18 protein-coding genes and 1 riboswitch are annotated in these 19,874 nt (G+C 72.4%); of the genes, 6 read left to right on the forward strand and 12 right to left on the reverse strand.

The annotated features are described in order from the left end of the window. Positions 1-109: 109 nt before the first annotated feature. A complete protein-coding gene (locus QIS96_RS18955) occupies positions 110-601 on the reverse strand; it encodes a GNAT family N-acetyltransferase (RefSeq protein WP_282543830.1) in 492 nt (163 codons plus the stop codon). A 91-nt stretch (positions 602-692) separates the two neighbouring features. Further along, positions 693-1,022, reverse strand: a complete 330-nt coding sequence (locus tag QIS96_RS18960) for an antibiotic biosynthesis monooxygenase family protein (protein WP_282543831.1) — start codon at positions 1,020-1,022, stop codon at positions 693-695. Positions 1,023-1,188: 166 nt separating this feature from the next. Between QIS96_RS18960 and QIS96_RS18965 the strand changes: the two genes are divergently transcribed. Both QIS96_RS18965 and QIS96_RS18970 read left to right on the forward strand, forming a co-directional pair. Further along, on the forward strand, positions 1,189-1,581 hold the full coding sequence (locus tag QIS96_RS18965; RefSeq protein WP_282543832.1) for a hypothetical protein: 393 nt from the start codon (positions 1,189-1,191) through the stop codon (positions 1,579-1,581). Positions 1,582-1,679: 98 nt separating this feature from the next. Then, a complete protein-coding gene (locus tag QIS96_RS18970) occupies positions 1,680-2,795 on the forward strand; it encodes a serpin family protein (RefSeq protein WP_282543833.1) in 1,116 nt (371 codons plus the stop codon). A 58-nt stretch (positions 2,796-2,853) separates the two neighbouring features. Here QIS96_RS18970 and proP read toward each other — a convergent pair whose 3' ends face one another. Together proP and QIS96_RS18980 are read right to left on the reverse strand one after the other, a co-directional pair. Beyond that, a complete protein-coding gene (gene proP / locus QIS96_RS18975) occupies positions 2,854-4,257 on the reverse strand; it encodes a glycine betaine/L-proline transporter ProP (RefSeq protein ID WP_282543834.1) in 1,404 nt (467 codons plus the stop codon). A gap of 236 nt (positions 4,258-4,493) precedes the next feature. Then, positions 4,494-5,738, reverse strand: coding sequence for a cytochrome P450 (locus QIS96_RS18980; RefSeq protein ID WP_282543835.1), 1,245 nt, complete (start codon positions 5,736-5,738; stop codon positions 4,494-4,496). Positions 5,739-6,009: 271 nt separating this feature from the next. Between QIS96_RS18980 and QIS96_RS18985 the strand changes: the two genes are divergently transcribed. After that, on the forward strand, positions 6,010-7,179 hold the full coding sequence (locus QIS96_RS18985; RefSeq protein WP_282543836.1) for a steroid 3-ketoacyl-CoA thiolase: 1,170 nt from the start codon (positions 6,010-6,012) through the stop codon (positions 7,177-7,179). Between the two features lie 293 nt (positions 7,180-7,472). Here the strand turns inward: QIS96_RS18985 and QIS96_RS18990 are convergent, their stop codons facing one another. From QIS96_RS18990 to QIS96_RS19020, 7 genes are all read right to left on the reverse strand, one after another. Continuing rightward, a complete protein-coding gene (locus tag QIS96_RS18990; RefSeq protein WP_282543837.1) occupies positions 7,473-7,916 on the reverse strand; it encodes an aggregation-promoting factor C-terminal-like domain-containing protein in 444 nt (147 codons plus the stop codon). Positions 7,917-8,264: 348 nt separating this feature from the next. After that, positions 8,265-9,116 (reverse strand): ECF transporter S component, encoded by an 852-nt coding sequence (locus QIS96_RS18995; RefSeq protein ID WP_349017396.1) that lies wholly within the window; start codon positions 9,114-9,116, stop codon positions 8,265-8,267. A gap of 8 nt (positions 9,117-9,124) precedes the next feature. Then, positions 9,125-10,852, reverse strand: coding sequence for an ABC transporter ATP-binding protein (locus tag QIS96_RS19000; protein WP_282543839.1), 1,728 nt, complete (start codon positions 10,850-10,852; stop codon positions 9,125-9,127). Next, positions 10,849-11,988, reverse strand: coding sequence for a CbiQ family ECF transporter T component (locus QIS96_RS19005; RefSeq protein ID WP_282543840.1), 1,140 nt, complete (start codon positions 11,986-11,988; stop codon positions 10,849-10,851). Before QIS96_RS19005 ends, QIS96_RS19000 begins: the two co-directional genes overlap by 4 nt. Beyond that, the gene (locus tag QIS96_RS19010; protein ID WP_408907212.1) at positions 11,988-12,632 is read right to left on the reverse strand and encodes an SCO2322 family protein; all 645 of its coding nucleotides are present in this window, start codon (positions 12,630-12,632) and stop codon (positions 11,988-11,990) included. Before QIS96_RS19010 ends, QIS96_RS19005 begins: the two co-directional genes overlap by 1 nt. Further along, a complete protein-coding gene (locus QIS96_RS19015; protein WP_282543841.1) occupies positions 12,629-13,846 on the reverse strand; it encodes a prenyltransferase/squalene oxidase repeat-containing protein in 1,218 nt (405 codons plus the stop codon). The genes QIS96_RS19010 and QIS96_RS19015 overlap by 4 nt, the downstream gene beginning before the upstream one ends. Positions 13,847-13,965: 119 nt before the next feature. Beyond that, positions 13,966-14,033, reverse strand: a riboswitch (cobalamin riboswitch). A gap of 94 nt (positions 14,034-14,127) precedes the next feature. Further along, positions 14,128-15,171, reverse strand: coding sequence for an MBL fold metallo-hydrolase (locus QIS96_RS19020; RefSeq protein ID WP_282543842.1), 1,044 nt, complete (start codon positions 15,169-15,171; stop codon positions 14,128-14,130). A 186-nt stretch (positions 15,172-15,357) separates the two neighbouring features. Here QIS96_RS19020 and QIS96_RS19025 point away from each other — a divergent pair, with 186 nt between their 5' ends. Both QIS96_RS19025 and QIS96_RS19030 read left to right on the forward strand, forming a co-directional pair. Continuing rightward, positions 15,358-16,815 carry an aldehyde dehydrogenase gene (locus QIS96_RS19025; RefSeq protein WP_282543843.1) on the forward strand — a complete coding sequence of 486 codons (1,458 nt, stop codon included), beginning with the start codon at positions 15,358-15,360 and terminating at the stop codon, positions 16,813-16,815. 12 nt (positions 16,816-16,827) lie between these two features. Then, positions 16,828-17,061, forward strand: a complete 234-nt coding sequence (locus QIS96_RS19030; protein WP_282543844.1) for a ferredoxin — start codon at positions 16,828-16,830, stop codon at positions 17,059-17,061. A gap of 532 nt (positions 17,062-17,593) precedes the next feature. Here QIS96_RS19030 and QIS96_RS19035 read toward each other — a convergent pair. Further along, positions 17,594-18,238, reverse strand: a complete 645-nt coding sequence (locus tag QIS96_RS19035; protein WP_282543845.1) for a TetR family transcriptional regulator — start codon at positions 18,236-18,238, stop codon at positions 17,594-17,596. Positions 18,239-18,461: 223 nt separating this feature from the next. On the opposite strand from QIS96_RS19035, the gene QIS96_RS19040 reads away from it, so the two are divergent. Next, complete coding sequence (locus QIS96_RS19040; RefSeq protein ID WP_408907213.1) at positions 18,462-19,841, forward strand: glycosyltransferase family 4 protein; 1,380 nt, start codon at positions 18,462-18,464, stop codon at positions 19,839-19,841. Positions 19,842-19,874: the final 33 nt, after the last annotated feature.

The raw sequence follows: 19,874 nt of genomic DNA on the forward strand, positions 1-19,874 counted from the left end.
ACCGGTTCCGGCCCGGCTCTTCGCGCGGGACGGCGGCCGCACGCGCGCGTAGTGCTGGATTCGCCTGCGCAGTACGGGATTTGAGCGGCGAGTGCTGCGCGAGGCGGGCTCAGAGCTTCTTGCCGTACCAGATCTCGCTGTACGGGCCCTCGCTGTACGCCGGGATCTCCCGGAAGCCGTGCCGGGCGTACAGGGCGCGGGCCTCCACCAGGTCGAGGCGGGTGTCGAGCACCAGCTCGCGCGCGCCGGACTCACGCGCGGTCCGCTCGACGGCCGCCATCAGGGCCGAGCCGCCGCCGCTGCCGCGCAGCGAGCCGTCCACGTACACCCGGGTCAGCTCGGCCCTGCCGGAGCCGAGGAGGCGCAGCCCGGCGCTGGCGGCCGGGACCTCGCCGTACCAGCCGACGAGGAGCGTGCCGCTCGGCGGCGCGAGGTCGGCGCCGGTCTCGGAGGCGACGCCGCGCTCCAACGCGTCGGGCGGGGTGCGGCGCCCGGTCTCGCGCACGTACCAGCGGTCGCTCACCTCGGTGTAGTACGCGCGCCAGAGCGCCGCCGCGGTGGCGGAGTCGTACGGCTCGGGCCGGACGGTCCAGGAAGTCATGGCCCGATGCTCGACCGGCGGCCCGCGCGCGTGCAACGGGTTTCCGGGGCACGGGTTCCGGGGTGCAGGGAGCGCCCCGGAACCCGTCTGTTCAGGCCTTCTTCGGCGGGGCCTGCTGGACGACCTCGAACGTCCACACCGTGGAGCCGGTCGCCGCGGGCTTCGGGCGCTCGCCGCCCTCGCCGCCGCCACCCTGGTGGGCGGCCTTCATCGGGCCCTCCATCCAGGCCTGGAACGCGGCCTCGTCGCGCCAGCGCGTGTACACGAGGTACTGGTCGGTGCCCTCCAGCGGCTTCAGGAGCTCGAACCACTCGAAGCCGTCGGCGCTCTCGACGGTGCCCGCGCGGGAGGCGAAGCGCTTCTCCAGGACCTCGCGCTGCTCCTGCGGCACGGTCAGGGCGTTGATCTTCACGATGCTCATGGGCCCATCCTGCCGCACGGGGTTCGGGCGCGCGCACGCGCGTGTGTGCGCCGAGTCACGTACGCGGGGCCCGGCCGCGACCTATCATGCGGCGGCGCGCCTCACCGCGCCTGACCGGACGAGCCTCCCGACTCCCGGGCGGACACCGCGACTTGAAGGAGCGTACGTGCTCGAACTCACCATGGCCTCGGTCTCGGCGGAGGACACCGGCGCGACGGCCGGCATGCTCATGGCCGACGAGGACAGCGCTCCGGGCGCTGTGCTGCGGGTCGGCCGCGACGGCGCCGTCTGCCGGCTCGTACCGCCCGAGGACTGGCTGTTCGTGTCCCGCGCCCACTTGGAGTTCCGCTGCGGCCCGGACCTGGCGTGGGGCGTGACGTGGCTGAAGGGCTCGCACCCGGACCCGTCCTCGCGGGTCCGCCTCGTCACCGACGGCGGCACGCTCGACCTGCCGTACGGCGGGACCGAGCCGCTGCCCGCGGGCGGGTCCGGCGAAGTGATCATCGAGGACCGGACGAGCCCGCGCAGCGTGAACGTGGGGTTCCACCACGAGGCGTAGGGCGCTGCGACCCAACTCCGGCCGGGCCGACGGTGATTGTCAGTGGTCGCTCGCATACTTGGTCGCACAAGTCGTCGACGGCGAACGGGGGATGACTCATGGCTGAGCAGATCGAGAAGGTGCTGCCGGGTGCGGAGGTGCGCCGCCTCGCCGAGCGCTGGCTGCCGCACCTGGGCCGAGGGGAAGCGGACTTCGCGTGCTCGCCCACAGGCCTGTGGCTGGCGCTCGCGTCGGTCGCGGCGGGGGCGAGGGGTGACACGGCGGCCGAGTTGCGCGCCCTGCTCGGCGTCGCGGGCGAGGAGGCGGCCGCTGCGGTGACCGAGGGCAGCCGGGCGCTCGCCGGCACGGACGCCCTCGCGGTGGCCACGGGCGTGTGGAGCAGGCTGCCGGTCTACCGCGCCTTCCGCGAGGCCCTGCCGGACGTCGGCTTCGGGCCGATGGACCCGGGCGCGATCGACGCGTGGGTGGACCGCGCGACCGGCGGGCTCGTCCCCCGGCTCCCGGTGCAGCTCACCGAGGAGGTGCAGCTCGTCCTCGTCAACGCCCTCGCGCTCAAGGCGCGTTGGGATGTCCCGTTCCAGGCCTCGGCGACGCGGCCGAAGCCGTTCACCGACGCATCGGGGCGACAGTACGAGGTCGCCACGATGCACGGCCCGGTGCAGCCGGGCTCCGCCTACGACGTGACGGGTACGGGCGGCGGCGAGGCACGCGTGGTGGAGCTGGCCTGCGCGTCGCCGGGGCCCGGGGCTTCGGCCAAGGTGAGGTTCGTCCTCGGCGCGCCGGGCGCGGAGCCCGCGGAGGTCCTGCCGCTGGCCTGGGCGCCCGTCGAGCGGCGCCGCCGGATCGACGCGGACACGGTCCGGATCGCCCTGCCGAAGCTGTCGCTGCGCAGCACCGTCGAGGCCGTGCGGCATCTGCAGGCCCTCGGCGTGCGGCAGGCCTTCCAGGACTCCGCCGACTTCTCCGCCCTCTCACCGGAGCGGCTCGCCGTCTCGCAGGTCGTGCAGGAGACGGTCGTCAAGGTCGCCGAGCAGGGCGTGGAGGCGGCCGCGGCGACGGTGGTGGCGATGCGGTACGGCAGCGCCTACCGCCCGCCGGAGAAGATCGAGATCATCGAGTACGACCGGCCGTTCGGCATAGTCGTCCTCGACGGCAGCGGTACGGTCCCGCTGTTCACCGCCTGGCAGGCCGAGGCCCCGGCGGCCGACGGCTGAGCCGCCGCACGCCGGGGCCCGAGCCCGATCCGTGAGCCGTACTGCTGAGCTGCTGCCGTTAAGCCGCGGCCGTCATGAGGGTCCGGGCCTCCGCCTCGGTCTCCACGGCGGGCGGTGAGCCCGGCAGCGGGCGGCGGGCGCTCTCCGTCATGAACCAGACGGCGACACCGCCGACGACGGCCGCGGCCATCATGTAGTAGGCGGGCATCATCACGTCGCCGGTGGCGCCGATCAGGGCGGTCACGACCAGCGGGGTCGTACCGCCGAAGATCGAGACGGAGACGTTGAACCCGATGGACAGGGAGCCGTAGCGCACCCGGGTCGGGAAGAGCGCGGGCAGGGCCGACGGCATCGTGGCCGTGAAGCAGACCAGGAGCAGGCCGAGCGCGCCCATGCCGAGGGCGATCGCGAGGAGCGAGCCCTGCCGGATGAGCAGCAGCGCGGGCACGGACAGGAGCAGGAAGCCGGCGCAGCCGAAGGCGATGACGGGGCGGCGGCCGACGCGGTCGGTGAGCCGGCCGGCGAACGGCTGGACCACCATCATCAGCGCCATCACGCCGAGGACGACGAGCAGCCCGTGCGTGGAGTCGTAGTTGAGCTCGCTGGTCAGGTAGCTCGGCATGTACGAAAGGAGCATGTAGTCCGTGACGTTGAAGACCAGGACCAGGCCGACGCAGAGCAGCAGCGCACGCCACTGCCCGGTGACCATCTCGCGCAGCTTCACCTTCGGGCGGGCTTCCTCCGCCTTGTCCAGCTCGGCGGCGAAGGCCGGCGTCTCTTCCAGGCGCATCCGCAGATACAGCCCGATGAGGCCCATCGGACCGGCGATCATGAACGGGATGCGCCAGCCCCAGGAGAGCAGGTCGTCGGTGGAGAGCAGCGCGGTCATCAGGGTGACGAGACCGGCGCCGCCGATGTAGCCGGCGAGGGTGCCGAACTCCAGCCAGCTGCCGAGGAATCCGCGCTTCTTGTCGGGCGCGTACTCGGCGATGAACGTGGAGGCGCCCGCGTACTCACCGCCGGTGGAGAAGCCCTGCACCAGGCGCGCGAGGAGCAGCAGCGCCGGGGCCCACAGGCCGATGGAGGCGTGCGACGGGATCAGGCCGATGGCGAACGTGCCCGCCGCCATCATGATCATGGTGAGGGCGAGCACCTTCTGGCGGCCGATGCGGTCGCCGAGCGGGCCGAAGACAAGGCCGCCGAGGGGGCGTACGAGGAAGGCGGCGGCGAACGCGCCGAAGGTGGAGAGGAGTTGTGCCGTGGGGTTGCCGGACGGGAAGAAGACCTTGCCGAGGGTGACGGCGATGTAGCTGTAGACGCCGAAGTCGAACCACTCCATGGCGTTGCCGAGTGCTGCGGCCTTCACCGCGCGCTTGACCATCGCGGGGTCGGTGACGGTGACCTCGGAGGGGCTCGCGGAAGCGGAATCGGTCGCGGCCGGACTGAGAGTGGCTGAAGACATGTGTTCCGACGATAGGGGCAGTCGCCGCGTTACGTACCGTGGCCGGTTCGTTGCTTGACCTGCGAAAACCCCGTCTCACCAGTGCTGTGGCGGCCCGGCGAGGGCCCTGCGGCTCGACCGTCTTGTGACCTTTGTCGCGCGAAGAGAAGGGAACCGGGCGGTAACTCCTGTGGCTTGAGGCACAGCTGGGGCGGCCTCAGGTGGACCTCAGGCGGTCCCGCCCGGTCCTTGGGATCTCAACCGGCGGTCACCTGGAGCTCCTTGATCCCGTTGAGCCACGAGGCGCGCAGGCGGCGCGGGTCGCCGGCCAGGCGGAGATCGGGGAGGACGTCCGCGAGGGCGTTGAAGATCAGGTCGATCTCCTGGATGGCGAGGGACTTGCCGAGGCAGAAGTGCGGTCCGCCGCCGCCGAAGCCGAGGTGCGGGTTGGGGTCGCGGGTGATGTCGAACCGCTCGGGGTGGTCGAAGACCTCGGTGTCGTTGTTGGCGGACGAGTAGAAGAGCCCGACGCGGTCGCCCGCCTTGACGGGCACGCCGCCGATCTCGGTGTCCTGGGTGGCGGTCCGCTGGAACGCGGTGACGGGGGTGGCCCAGCGGACGATCTCCTCGGCGGCGGTCGAGGGCCGCTCCCGTTTGTAGAGCTCCCACTGTTCGGGGTGGGTGAGGAAGGCGTGCATGCCGTGGCTGATGGCGTTGCGGGTGGTCTCGTTGCCGGCGACGGCGAGCAGGAGGACGAAGAAGCCGAACTCGTCGGCCTGCAGATTTCCCTGGTCCTCGGCGGCGACCAGCTGCGACACGATGTCCTTGGCGGGGCACTGCTTGCGGTCGGCGGCCATGTTCATCGCGTAGCCGATGAGTTCCATGGCGGCCTCGGCGCCGACCTCTTCGGTGATGGCGTACTCGGGGTCGTCGTACGCGATCATCTTGTTCGACCAGTCGAAGATGCGGGCCCGGTCCTCCTGGGGGACGCCGATGAGTTCGGCGATGGCCTGCAGCGGGAGTTCCACGGCGACGCGGGTGACGAAGTCGAAGGAGCCGTCCGCGTCCAGGCTCGCCTTGGCCTCGTCGGCGATGGCGCGGGCGCGTACCCGCAGCGCGTCGGAGAGGGTGCGCACGGAGCGCGGGGTGAAGCCGCGCTGCACGATCTGGCGGACCCGGGTGTGCTCGGGCGGGTCCATGTTGAGCATGATCAGTTTCTGGGCGTCTATCTGGCCCCGGTCGATGTGCTCGTTGAACCGGATGACGGCGGTGTTGGTGTTCGACGAGAACAACTCGGGGTGCGTCGACACGTACTTGACGTCGGCGTGCCGCGTCACGGCCCAGTAGCCCTCGTCGTCGAAGCCCGTGATGCCGCGCGGCTGCGGGCACCACCACACCGGCGCGGTCTGCCGCAGCTCGGCGAACTCGGGGTGCGGGATGCGGCTCTGCAGGAGGTCGGGGTCGGTCGCGTCGAACCCGTCGGGCAGCGCGGGGCAGGGCATCGGCAACTCCAGTGTCGTACGACGAGCGGGTGGCGAACGTCTGACGGACCATCAGAAGCTCTGGGAAAGGTAATAACCGGTTCTACAAGTGGCAAGGCCTCCGGCGGCATCCGTTGTGGATGCGGTCGATGCAAGACCCTTGCGGTGGGCGGGGGGCACTCATAAGACTGCACTCAGAACTAGAACGCGTACTAGTTCTGTCTGTCCGAGCATGGCGGGGTGCCGGGATCGCCCCTGGGACGGGCGAGTTGTGCGAGGAGAGGACTGGCTCATGGCCGCGGAACCCGTCATCGTCGAAGCCGTACGCACCCCCATCGGCAAGCGCGGAGGAGCGCTCGCCAACCTTCATCCGGCCTATCTGCTCGGCGAGACGTACCGCGAACTCCTCGCCCGCACCGGCATCCAGCCCGACTGTGTCGAGCAGATCGTCGGCGGCGCCGTCACGCAGGCGGGGGAGCAGTCCGCCAACCCGACGCGCACGGCGTGGCTCACCATGGGCCTGCCGTACGAGACGGCCGCGACGACGGTCAACTGTCAGTGCGGGTCGTCGCAGCAGGCCAGCCACATGGTCGCGAACATGATCTCGTCCGGGGTGATGGACGTCGGGATCAGCTGCGGTGTGGAGGCCATGTCGCGGGTGCCGTTGGGGGCCGCGTCCAAGCACGGCCCCGGCAAGCCGTTCCCCGACGAGTGGAACGTGGACCTGCCGAACCAGTTCGAGGCCGCCGAACGCATCGCCCGCAAAAGGGGGTTGACGCGGGAGAACGTCGACTCGCTCGGCCTGATCTCGCAGGAACGGGCGGCGACCGCCTGGGCGGAGGAGCGCTTCAAACGCGAGACCTTCGCCGTGCAGGTGCCGACGACGGAGGAGGAACAGGCCGCGGGGCAGGGCATGTGGCGGCTCGTCGACCGCGACGAGGGGCTGCGGGACACCGCGATGGAGGGGCTCGCCGGGCTCAAGTCGGTGATGCCGACGGCCGTGCACACGGCGGGCAACGCCTCGCAGATCTCCGACGGCGCGGCGGCGATCATGTGGTCGTCCAAGCGGATGGCGCGCGCCCTGAAGCTGAAGCCGCGGGCGCGGATCGTGGCGCAGGCCCTGGTCGGCTCGGACCCGCACTTCCACCTCGACGGCCCGATCGACGCGACGCGCGCGGTGCTCGGCAAGGCCGGTATGTCCCTGAAGGACATCGACCTGGTCGAGATCAACGAGGCGTTTGCTTCGGTGGTGTTGAGCTGGGCGCAGGTCTTCGGGCAGGACCTGGAGAAGGTCAACGTCAACGGCGGCGCGATCGCTCTCGGGCATCCGGTCGGCGCGACCGGGGCGCGGCTCATTACTACGGCCCTGCATGAACTGGAGCGCAGGGACAAGGAGTTCGCCCTGGTGACCATGTGTGCGGGTGGGGCGTTGGCTACGGCGACGATTCTTCAGCGGCTCTGAGCCGCACCGTCGACCCGGTGACCCCCAGGGGGCTCCGCCCCCGGTCCCCCGCTCCTCAGGCGCCGGAGGGGCTTTCCTTGGTCGTCGGTCGGGTGCTGCTCCGTCGTGGCTGGTCGCGCCCACGCGGCGCAGCCGCCAATGTCACGGCCCCGCGCCCCTAAGGGTGCGCAGTTCCCCGCGCCCCTAAAAGCAGCCCCTCCGGCGGCCACCGAGGGTGAGCCCGGAGGGAAAAGCAGGAGGCCGCACCCCTCGCCGGGGTGCGGCCTCATCACTGCCTATGAGCGGCTAGCGGCTCAGTACCAGCCGTTGGCCTGCCAGAAGTTCCAGGCCTCGACCGGGCTGCCGTAGCGGTCGTTCATGTAGTCCAGGCCCCACTCGATCTGGGTGGCCGGGTTGGTCTTCCAGTCGGAGCCCGCGGAGGCCATCTTCGAGCCGGGCAGGGCCTGGACCAGGCCGTACGCGCCGGACGAGGAGTTGGTCGCGGTGGCGTCCCAGCCGCTCTCGTGCGAGACGATCTTGCTGAACGCGGCGTACTGGGCCGGGTCCGGGATCATCTTCTTCGCGATCTCCTGGGGCGACCCGGCGGCAGCAGGAGCCACGACGGCCGGGGCGGCCGCGGGAGCGGCGGCGTGGGCCGGGGTCGAGGAGAGGGCCAGGCCGGCGGCGGTGAGTGCCACGGCGGCACCGGCGAGGGTCTTCTTCGGAGTGGCGATGCGGCGCAGAGCGGAGACGGTCACGGAGAGCCTTCCAACGGGGACATGGGAGCCGCGAGGCATGCCGGTGCCGCACAGGGGAGCGGCGGGGGCAATGCACAGGCGCCGCGACCGGATGCGGTCGTGGCGCCCTGCGACGTGATCCAGAGAAGCAGGGCTGTTACGTCGCCGCAATGCCCCCCTTTTACTAGAGCTGATCGCATGTGGGTGAAATGCCCCGATGTTCCTGGCTCTGTGGCCGGGCCGTCAGCGCAGGTCAGTAGTCGTCCGGAGCCGGGGTCGCGCCTACGGGGGTGGCTAGTAGGGGACCAAGGTCCTGTGCGGGGGCTCACCCTCGCCGAGCGGTTTCCGTTACGTACCGGAAGGGTTCGCCTACGGACGCGGTTCGGCCGTTGTGACCTGCGCCTCGCCGTCCGGGCCCGTGAAAGTGACCGGTGTCTCGAAAGCGGCCCTCCGAGTCGCCCGGCGCAGCGCCTTGAGGACCGTCGAGCCGATCGCGAGGGTCAGCGCGACCGTCATCACGGCCCGGCCCAGGTCCCAGCCGAGCGAGGTGGCCAGGCAGTACGCGAGATAGCGGACCAGGTTCTCGTGCAGCGGATCGCCCGGCTGGAAGGAGATGCCGGAGGCGAGGCCCGGCACGATGGTCCAGCCGTACAGGTTCATCACGAGCCCGTAGCCGAACGACGCCAGCGCCCCGTAGAGCGCGAGCAGCGCCAACTCGGCGCGGCCGCGCAGCAGTCCGGGGGACGGCAGCAGACCGGCGCCCATCGACACCCAGCCCATCGTCAGCATCTGGAACGGCATCCAGGGGCCGACGCCGCCGGTCAGGAGCGCGGACGCGAACATCGTGACCGAGCCGAGCACGAAACCGAAGCCCGGCCCGAGCACCCGGCCCGCGAGGACCATCAGGAAGAACATCGGCTCCAGGCCCGCCGTGCCCGCGCCGAGCGGGCGCAGCGCCGCGCCCACGGCGGCGAGCACGCCGAGCATCGCGACGGCCTTCGCGCCGAGCCCCGACTCCGCGATGCTCGCGGCGACCACGCCCACGAGCAGCGGAAGGAGCGCGGCGAACAGCCACGGTGCGTCCTGTGCGTGCGCGGTCACGCCCGAGGCGCCGTCGGCGAGCAGCGGCCAGCCGAAGGCGGCGACGCCGATCGCGCTCACCAGGGCGAGGACGCACACCGACTTGGGGCCGAGCCGGACGGCGCGGGCGGTCCGGCTCACGGGAGTGCTCACTTCGCGCCCTCGGTCTCCGCGAGGGCCGCCTCGACCTGCGTGACCGTCAGCCACTTCTGCGGCGCGAGGATCTTCGTGACCTGCGGGGCGAACGAGGGCGAGGACACGACGACGTCGGCGGTCGGGCCGTCCGCGACGACCTCGCCGTCGGCCAGGATCACCACGCGGTGGGCGAGTTCGGCCGCGAGCTCCACGTCGTGCGTGGCGAGGACGATGGCGTGCCCCGCCTCGGCGAGGCCCCGGAGGTGTGCGACGAGGCGGGCCTTGGCCGCGTAGTCGAGGCCGCGCGTCGGCTCGTCGAGCAGCAGCAGCGGGGGCTTCGCGGTCAGGACGACGGCCAGGGCGAGCGTGAGGCGCTGGCCCTCGGAGAGGTCGCGGGGGTGCGTGTCGTCCGCGATGCCGGGGAGCAGCTCGCCGACCAGGGCCCGGCACGCGCCGGGTGCGGCGCCCGCGTCCTGGTCGGCGGCGGCGCACTCGGCGGCGACGGTGTCGGCGTACAGGAGGTCGCGGGGTTCCTGCGGTACGAGGCCTACGTGGCGGATGAGGTCCTGCGGGGCCGTTCTGTGCGGGGTGGCCCCGCCTACCCGCACCGAGCCCGCGGACGGTTCGAGCATGCCTACGAGGGTGTTGAGGAGGGTGGACTTTCCGGCGCCGTTGCGGCCCATGAGGGCGAGGGTTTCGCCGGGGGTGAGCTTCAGGTCCACCTTGTGGAGGGCTTGTACGTGGGCTCGGCGTACGGCGAGGTTTTCCGTTTCGGCGGGGGTTTGTTCGGTCGGACTCGGTGCGGGTCGGCGTTTGCTCAGCCAGGTTGGCCACCTGGAGGCCCGTTGCGAAGCGTGCCCGGCGACCGGGGTTGTGCCCACCCGTTCCGCCCCTGGCGGACCAGCTGCCCACAACGGTGGGGCGGAATCGGAGAGTTGCCCCCTCAGTGCCCCCGACCTGCGCCGCGCATCGCGAACCGTAAGAGGCAGCGGTTCCCAGCCCGCCAGGCGGCCGAGGCCCACCACCGGGGGGTGGACCGGGGAGAGGGCCATGATGTCCGCCGGGGTGCCGAGGACGGGGGCGGCTCCCGGAGCGGGGAGCAGGAGGACCTGGTCCGCGTACTGCACGACCCGTTCCAGGCGGTGTTCGGCCATCAGGACCGTCGTGCCCAGGTCGTGCACCAGGCGCTGGAGCACCGCGAGGACCTCCTCGGCGGCCGCCGGGTCGAGGGCCGAGGTCGGCTCGTCCAGGACCAGGACGCGTGGGTGCGGGGTGAGGACCGAGCCGATGGCGACGCGCTGCTGCTGGCCGCCGGAGAGCGTGGCGATCGGCCGGTCGCGCAGGTCGGCGAGGCCGAGCAGGTCCAGGGTCTCCTCGACGCGGCGCCGCATCACGTCCGGGGCGAGGCCCAACGACTCCATGCCGTAGGCGAGTTCGTCCTCGACGGTGTCCGTGACGAAGTGCGAGAGCGGGTCCTGGCCCACCGTGCCCACCACGTCGGCCAGTTCACGCGGCTTGTGCGTACGGGTGTCCCGGCCGTCGACGGTGACGCGGCCGTGCAACGTGCCGCCCGTGAAGTGCGGCACGAGCCCGCTGACCGTGCCGAGCAGCGTCGACTTGCCGACCCCCGACGGGCCGACGAGCAGCACCAACTCGCCCTCGGGCACGGTGAGATCGACTCCGGCGACGGTCGGCTCGACGGCCCCGTCGTAGGTGACGGAGACGTCCTCGAAACGGATCATCCGGCTTCCTTCCGAGGTGTACGCGAAGAGGGGGCCGGCGCCGGGGCCGCGAACGCCGGGAGCAGGCCGAGCAGGACGCAGGCCGCGGGCCACAGCGGCAGTGTCGGCGCGACCAGGGGGACCACGCCGGGCTGCAGCGCCGCCGGGTCGGTGGCGGCGAACCAGATCATCAGGGCCGCCACCGCGACCCCGGACCCGGACACCAGCCAGGCGCGCACGCCCCACACGTCCGGCCGGTAGCGGGTGCGCACGCTGCGCCGGCCGCCGAGCCGGAGCCCGCCGAGCGCGGCGACGACCCCGAGGAGCAGCACCGGCAGACCGAAGCCCGCGCCCTCCGCTGCGAGCAGTCCGTACGTGCCCGCGCACACGCCGAGCAGACCGCCGAGCGTGAGCACGGACGTGGTGTGCCGGACGAGGGGCGGTACGGCGGCGGTACGGCCGTAGCCGCGCGCGTCCATCGCCGCCGCGAGCGCCACCGAACGCTCCAACGCGCCCTCCAGGACCGGTAGTCCGACCTGGAGCAGCCCGCGTACGCCGCGGTCGGGGCGGCCGCGGAGGCGGCGGGCGGCGCGCAGCCGCTGCAGGTCGGCGATCAGCTGCGGGGCGAACGTCAGGGCCACGACGACGGCGACGCCCGCCTCGTACAGCGCGCCGGGAAGGGACTTGAGCAGCCGCGCCGGGTTGGCGAGCGCGTTCGCGGCGCCCACGCAGATCAGCAGCGTGGCCAGCTTCAGGCCGTCGTACAGGGCGAAGACCAGTGTCTCGGCGGTGACCCGGCCGCCGATCCGGACGCCCTCGGCCCACTCGGGCAGGTCGACGTCGGGGAGCGTGAACAGGGTGTGCGAGCCCGGGATCGGCGAGCCCAGGAAGACCGCGAACACCAGGCGCATGCCGAGCACGAAGAGCCCGAGCTTCACGAACGCGCCGTAACTGCGCGCCCAGGGCGCCTCGCTGCGGCGGGCCGCCACCACGTACCCGGCGACGGCCACGAGCAGCCCGAGCAGCAGCGGGTTGGTGGTCCGGGACGCGGCCGTGCCGAGGCCGAGCGCCCACACCCACCAGGCCCCGGGGTGCAGGGCGTTGCTGCGGCCGGCCTCGGGGGCGCGCAGGCCGGTACGCACGCTCGACGTGAGCATCACACGCCTGGGCCGCGGCGCCGGCGGGCCTGCCACAGGGCTGCGCCGCCGAGTACCAGTACCGCGGCACCGCCCGCGAGCAGGCCGACGGACGGTCCGTCGTCCTGCGCGACGAGCGGCTCGGGCTTCGGGTCGCCGCCGTCCGTGACCTGCTCGCCGCAGCCGGCCGCCGGGTACCCGGCGATGGCGCAGAGCAGCGCGTCACTGCCGTACCGCAGCGGCTTAGCGACGGCCGCGAGGGCCTCCGCCGACGTGCCGTCCTCGGGGATCCGCGCACAGGCGGTGCGCGCCTTCGGCGGGGTCTCGCCCTTCGGGGCGTCCGCAGCGGTGCCGAAGTCGAGGACGAGCGCGACCCGCTTGGCGTCGTCCTGCGCCGGGGTGTCCGCGCAGATCTCCGCGAACTCGGCAGTCCCGCGCGGCTTTTCGGCGTCCTTCGAGTCGGCGCTCACGGAGAACCGGAAGCCCTCGACGTCCCCGTCGGCGGGCTCGGCGGACGACGGGCCCTGCGTCGCGTACTGCCAACTGCCGTTCTCCTGGTACCAGAAGGACCAGTACCGGTATCCGGTGGCGGCGTGGGCGGGGGAGGCCCCTGCCAGAAGCAGAGCGACGACCATGACCCAGCCCGCCCGGCGGCGGACGCTCACAGCTGATTCTTCTTGTTGCGCCCGCTCAGCAGGAACCCGAACCCGACGCTCGCGATGAAGAAGACGCCCACGATCCACAGCGGGTTGAGGCCGCTGTCGTCGTCCTTCTTCTTCTCGGCGGCCGCGTCCTCCTCCTGCGGGGCGGGGCCGGTGGCGTTGAGGGAGCGGACCAGGTCGGTCGCGCCGAAGTCCTTCGGGTTCGCGCCGCTCGCGTGCGCGGCGAAGATCAACTGGGCGTACGCGGCGGGGCCGTTGTCCTTGGCCCACTTCGCGGAGTGCTTGCGCAGCCACTCGGTGGACTGCTTCGCCTGGTCCTGAAGACCGGCCGCGGACAGGGCGACGACGGCGTCGGCCGTGTTGCCGTAGTCCGGCTGGTCCTCCGCGCCGGGCAGCGCGGACGTGAGGTGGTCGTTCGCGGCGAGCTCGGCCGCCAGGTACGCGGCGCCGTTCTTCGCCGCCTGCGCCACGTCCTTCGGCTCGGCGCACTTCGCGGGCTCGGCCGACTTGGCGGCGGGCTTCACGACGAGGCCCTTGTCGAGGGAGCCGAGGACGCCCGCGGCGGTGGCGTCGGCGTTGGCGGCGAGCTTGCCGGTCTTCATGTCGGCGAGCCCGAACGCGCCGTCCTCGCCCTTGCCGCAGGGCAGCGCGAGCTTCGGCAGCGCGTCGTGCGCGGACTTGCCCTGCTGCGACTTGACGTCGGCCGGCTTCTCCCCGGCGGCGACGAGCGCGCCGACGACGATGCCGGTGGAGTTGGCGTCGCTGGGCAGGCCCGGGTTGTAGCCCCAGCCGCCGTCCTGGTTCTGCACGGACTTCAGCCAGTCGACGGCCTTCTTGACGGTGGCGTCCTGCCCGCCGAGCGCGCTGAGCGCCTGCACGGCGGCGGCCGTGGAGTTGGAGTCGACCGGCGTCTTCGCGGCGCAGGCCTCGCTCGGGTCGGCGCGGTAGGCGGCGAAGCCGCCGCTGTCGCACTGCTGGCCGGTCAGCCAGTCCACGGCCTTCTGCGCGGGCTGCACGCCGACGGTGTGCTGTGCGAGCAGCGCGTACGACTGCCGGAAGACGCCGTCGTACTTCGGGTCCTTGTCGCCGTAGAGGCCGGAGGGCAGCCCCGCCGAGGAGTCCGGCGAGGGCGTCTCGGCGGCGTGGGCGGCGGGCACGGCGGCCGCGAGGAGCATTGCGGTGGCAGCGGCGGCGGCCGCGCTGCGGCGAATGTTCATGACGGGGCGGGAGCCTCTCCTGCGGGGAGCAGGGGCGCGGGCCCGCGCGGGGACCGAGCTCCGGCTCCGTATACCTCGACGGATCGCCGTGCGGCGACGGGAGCGCACACCCGGGCGGAGCATTCCGGCTCGCCGACGCGGGGTCGGTTCACGGCTGCGGGTCAGCGCCGGATTTCCACCGGCTTCCCCCCGTACGGGCATGTGATGACCCGCCCACTGTACCGGTCGGTCACCTGCGGTCGACGGGCCAGGCACCGCCCGCCGGGACGGCTCCGGCGCCCTCATACGGCCTGGTACGTCACCGGCTCGCTGCCCGGCACGGCCTCCGCGAGGCCCAGCTTCACCAGGCGCCGCAGATGGGCCTCGGCCTCGGAGACGGCGATGGTGCGGGAGCCGTGCGGGATCTGCTCCCAGGGCCGGTTCCACTCCATCCGCTCGGCGATCTGCCAGGGCGTGAGCGGCCCGGAGAGGAGTGCGCGCAGGTCGCGCAGGCGGGCCTCGTGGTGGGCGAGCAGCTCGTCGACGCGGGCCCGGGACTCGGTGAAGGCGTGCTGGTGCGCGGGCAGCACCTCGGCCGCGCCGAGCCGGCCGATCCGCTCCAGGGAGTCCAGGTAGTCGCCGAGCGGGTCGCCCGCGCCGGCGTCGGCGTCGTCCGGGTCCTCGTACAGGCCGATGTGCGGAGTGATGCCGGGCAGCAGGTGGTCGCCGGAGAAGAGCCGGCCGCGGCCGGGCCTGCCGGTCGGGTGCTCCTCGTCGAGGTGCAGACAGACGTGGCCGGGGGTGTGGCCCGGCGTCCAGATCGCGCGCAGGCGGCGGCCGGCGAGGTCGAGGAGTTCGCCGGGGACGATCTCGCGGTCGGGCAGGGCGGCGTTCAGGCCGGGCAGTGTGCGCATCCGGCCGGAGGAGCGGGCGGCGCGCAGCGGGGCGAGGTGCTCGTCCGGCGCCCCGGCCGCGGCGAGCTTCCCGGTGAGGTAGTCGAGCCAGCGGGCGGGCACCTGCTCGCGGGTGCGGCGTACGACATGGGCGTCGGCGGCGTGCATCGCGATCCACGCGCCGGAGACTTCGCGTACGCGCCCGGAGAGCCCGTGGTGGTCGGGGTGGTGATGGGTGACGAGCACGCCGAGCAGGTCCTCGACCGCCGTGCCGCAGGCCACGAGGCCGGCGGCCAGGGCGTCCCAGGAATCCGGGTCGTCCCAGCCGGTGTCGACGAGGACGGGCCCGCGGTCGGTGTCGAGGAGGTGGACGAGGGTGTGGCCGAGCGGGTTGTCCGGGATGGGCACCTTGATGCTCCATACGCCGCCGCCGTGCTCGATCACCGTCGTCATCCGGTCCTCCTGCGGGGCTCGTCCGGCGGACACTATAACTAGAACTGGTTTCAATGATTGCCCAACGGGTGTCGCGTGCAAGCTTGTTGAGCCCGTGGACTAGTAGAACTAGAACTGGTATCAGTTCTGAAGCACCGTCAGATGTAGCGCGTCAGAAACGGTACGCCCCCCGGGAGGCAGACGGCCATGACCGAGCTCGTGGAGCATCAGAAGCTGTTCATCGGCGGGGAGTTGGTGGACCCCCTCGGCCGGGACGTCATCGAGGTGATCTCCCCGCACACCGAGGAAGTCGTCGGCCGGGTGCCGCACGCCGCCCCCGCGGACGTGGACCGGGCCGTCGCAGCCGCCCGCCGCGCCTTCGACGAGGGGCCCTGGCCGCGCCTCTCCCTCGACGAGCGGATCGAGGTCGTCACCCGGATCAAGGACGCGTTCGCGGTCCGGCACGAGGAGATCGCCCGCGTCATCAGCGGCCAGAACGGCACCCCGTACACGTCGAGCATCATGGTGCAGGCGCTCGCCGCGATGATGGCCTGGGACTCCGCGATCACCACCGCCCGCGACTTCACCTACGAGGAGAAGCGCGACGGCGTGCTCGGCAAACTGCTCGTGCGGCGCGAGCCCGTGGGGGTCGTCGCGGCCGTCGTGCCGTGGAACGTCCCGCAGTTCACCGCCGCCGCCAAGCTCGCGCCCGCGCTGCTCGCCGGCTGCTCCGTGATCCTCAAGGTCTCCCCGGAGACGCCGCTCGACGGCTATCTGCTCGCCGAGATCGCCGCCGAGGCAGGGCTGCCGGAGGGCGTGCTGTCCGTCATCCCCGCCGACCGGGAGGTCAGCGAGTACCTCGTCGGGCACCCCGGCGTCGACAAGGTCTCCTTCACCGGCTCGGTCGCCGCGGGCAAGCGCGTGATGGAGGTCTGCTCCCGCCATCTCACCCGCGTCACCCTGGAGTTGGGCGGCAAGTCCGCCGCGATCGTCCTGCCGGACGCCGACGCCGCGACCGCCGTGCAGGGCATCGCGCCCTTCGCCTGGATGATCAACGGCCAGGCCTGCGTGGCCCAGACCCGCATCCTCGTACCGCGCACCCGCTACGACGAGTTCGCCGAGGCCTTCGCCGCGGTCGCCTCCGGCCTGAAGGTCGGCGACCCGCTCGACCCGGCCACCGAACTCGGCCCGCTCGTCGCGCAACGCCAGCAGCAGCGCTCCCTCGACTACATCCGCATCGGCCAGGAAGAGGGCGCCAAGCTCCTCGCCGGCGGCGGCCGCCCGGCGGGCCTGGACAAGGGCTGGTACGTCGAGCCCACACTCTTCGGCGACGTCGACAACTCGATGCGGATCGCCCGCGAGGAGATCTTCGGCCCGGTCATCTGCCTCATCCCGTACGGGGACGAGGCCGAGGCCGTGCAGATCGCCAACGACTCCGAGTACGGGCTCAGCGGCAGCGTCTGGACCGCGGACGTCGAACGCGGCATCGACGTCGCCCGCCGGGTCCGCACCGGCACGTACAGCGTCAACACCTTCAGCCTCGACATGCTCGGCCCCTTCGGCGGCTACAAGAACTCCGGCCTGGGGCGGGAGTTCGGGCCCGAGGGGTACGGGGAGTACTTCGAGCACAAGATGATCCACCTGCCGTCCGGCTACGAGGGATGAGGTGCTGCGTCCATGGGTGACCGCTGGCAAGTCGAGGTGGACCGGAGCCTGTGCATCGGCTCGGGCATGTGCGTGAACGCTGCCGCCGAGGGGTTCCGGTTGGACTCCGCGCGCCAGTCCCACCCGGTCTCCCCGGAGACGGACGCCGACGAGGAGGTGCTCGCGGCGGCGGAGGGCTGCCCGGTGGAGGCGATTTCCATCGTGATGCGGGGGTCGGGGGAGCCGGTGTTCCCGCCGGAGGAGTAGCCCGCTGGTCCGGGGCTAGCCACCGGGGCTGCACCCCCGGACCCCGCTCCACCGGCCTGGCGGCCACGTCCTCAAACGCCGGACGGGCTGAGTTTGGCGGGGCGGGTTTTCAGGGGCACGGGGCTGTGACACTGGCGGCTGCGCCGCGTGGGCGCGACTAGCCACGACGATGCCGCAGTCGAACGATTTCCCCGCGGGGCAAGGGCCGGGGCCTGGGGCGGGGGCCCGGCTCAGGCCCCGGGCGGGCTTGCCCGATAGGGGCGCGGGGCTGTGGCACATTGGCGGCTGCGCCGCGTGGGCGCGATCAGCCACGATGGCGCCGCAGATGAACGATGTCCCCGCGGGGCAGGAGCCGGGGGCCTGGGGCGGAGCCCCGCCTCAAGCGCTGGACGGGTTGGGGTGTCGCCCGGCAGGGGCGCGGGGCTGTGGCACATTGGCGGCTGCGCCGCGTGGGCGCGATCAGCCACGACGACGCCGCAGTCGAACGATGCCCCCGTGGGGCAGGGGCCGGGGCCTGGGGCGGAGCCCCGGTTCAGGTGCCGGGGTGACCGGGGGCCGCACCCGGTGACGTCAAGTCGATCAGCTTGCACACCGTCTCGATGTCGATCTTCACCTGGGCGATCGAGGCCCGCCCCGAGAGCCACGTGATGAGGGCCGAGTGCCAGGTGTGCTCGATGACGCGGACCGCGGACAGCTGTTGCGGGGTCGGCTCGGCGTCGAGGCCCATCGCGTCGAGGATGATCGCCGTGGTGAGCCGGGAGACGGTGTCGACCTCGGGGGAGACCGAGCGGTCCGCGAAGGTCAGGGCGCGGACCATCGCGTCGGCCAGGTGCGGCTCGCGCTGCAGGGCGCGGAAGGCGCGCATCAGCGTCTCGGAGACCCGCTCCGCCGCGTCGTCCCCGGCGGGCGGGCGCTTGCGCAGTGTCGTGTGCATGTGCTGGAGCTGGTCCTGCATCGTCGCGACCAGCAGGTGCACCTTGGACGGGAAGTAGCGGTAGAGCGTGCCGAGGGCGACGCTGGAGGACTCGGCGACCTCGCGCATCTGCACGGCGTCGAAGCCGCCCTTGCTGGCCAGCTGCGCGCTGGCGTGCAGAATGCGGCGCCGCCGGGCTTCCTGACGTTCGGTCAGGGGAGGGGATGCCGCGCCGGAGTCCTTCAGTTCCACTTCTGCAGTCATATGTCCCGTTCCGTGGTGCCGATCCAGGGGGCCTGGGAGCCGGGCCCGCGCGGAGCACAGCATGGCAGGGGCTCCGCCGTGGCGCGAATCACCTGAGCCGGGTCTTCCGGTCTGGTTACCTGCCGGTAAATTCGATGCTCCTCAAGCGATCAAGTCTGAAACTTGTTCTAGGTTAGCGTCCCGACGTAGTGTCGCGGGAGCCGCAGGGAGAAGGGGGCCGCGCGTGACCGCTGAGGCCATGGAGACAGGCCCCGGAACGGGCCGTGTGGCCGGGACCCTCGCGGGCCCCGGCGTGACCGTGAAGCACGACGGCAAGCGCGACGGCAAGCGCGACGGCGACCGCCCGCTGCGGATCGCGATGCTCACCTACAAGGGGAACCCGTTCTGCGGCGGCCAGGGCGTGTACGTCCGGCACCTCTCCCGCGAGCTGGCCCGCCTCGGCCATCACGTCGAGGTGATCGGCGCGCAGCCGTACCCCGTGCTCGACGAGGGCGTCCCGCTCACCGAGCTGCCCAGCCTCGACCTGTACCGCAGCCCCGACCCGTTCCGTACGCCGAAGCGCGAGGAGTTCCGGGACTGGGTGGACGCGGTCGAGTTCGCCACGATGCGCACCGGCGGCTTCCCCGAACCGCTGACGTTCTCGCTGCGTGCCCGCCGCCATCTCGCCGCCCGCAGCGGGGAGTTCGACGTCGTGCACGACAACCAGACCCTCGGATACGGGCTCCTTGGCGGACCCTCCGCCATCGGCGCGCCGCTCGTCACGACGATCCACCACCCCATCACCGTCGACCGGCAGTTGGAGATCGACGCCGCCGAGGACTGGAAGGGCCGCCTCTCGAAGCGACGCTGGTACGGCTTCACGCGCATGCAGAAGCGCGTAGCCCGCCGGCTGCCCTCGGTGCTCACCGTCTCCGGCACCTCGCGCCAGGAGATCGTCGACCACCTCGGCGTACGCCCCGACCGCATCCACGTCGTGCACATCGGCGCCGACACCGACCTCTTCTCGCCCGACCCGGCGGTCGCGGAGGTGCCGGGGCGGATCGTGACGACGTCCAGCGCCGACGTACCGCTCAAGGGCCTCGTCTTCCTCATCGAGGCGCTCGCCAAGGTCCGCGCCGAGCAGCCCGACGCGCACCTCGTCGTCGTCGGCAAGCGTGCCGAGGACGGGCCGGTCGCCGCGGCCATCGAGCGGTACGGTCTCGAAGGCGCCGTCGAGTTCGTGAAGGGCATCTCCGACCGGGAGCTGGTCGACCTCGTGCGCAGCGCACAGGTGTCGTGTGTGCCTTCGCTGTACGAGGGGTTCTCGCTGCCGGCCGCCGAGGCGATGGCGACGGGGACGCCGCTGGTCGCGACGACCGGCGGGGCGATCCCGGAGGTCGCGGGCGAGGACGGGCGTACGTGCCTCGCCGTGCCACCCGGTGATGCGGGGGCGCTGAGCGCTGCGCTGTGCCGGGTGTTGGGGGACCGGGAGCTTCGGGTGCGGCTCGGCGCCGCGGGCCGGGAGCGGGTTCTCGCCAACTTCACCTGGGCGCGGGCGGCGGAGGGCACGGCTGAGCGGTACCGGGCGGCGATGGAGCGGTCCGCTGCGGTGCGTGCGCGATGAGTTGTCCCCGCCCCGCCTCTTCTCGAAAGTCCT

Source organism: Streptomyces cavernicola, from assembly GCF_029968035.1.
GTDB classification, from domain to species: domain Bacteria; phylum Actinomycetota; class Actinomycetes; order Streptomycetales; family Streptomycetaceae; genus Streptomyces; species Streptomyces cavernicola.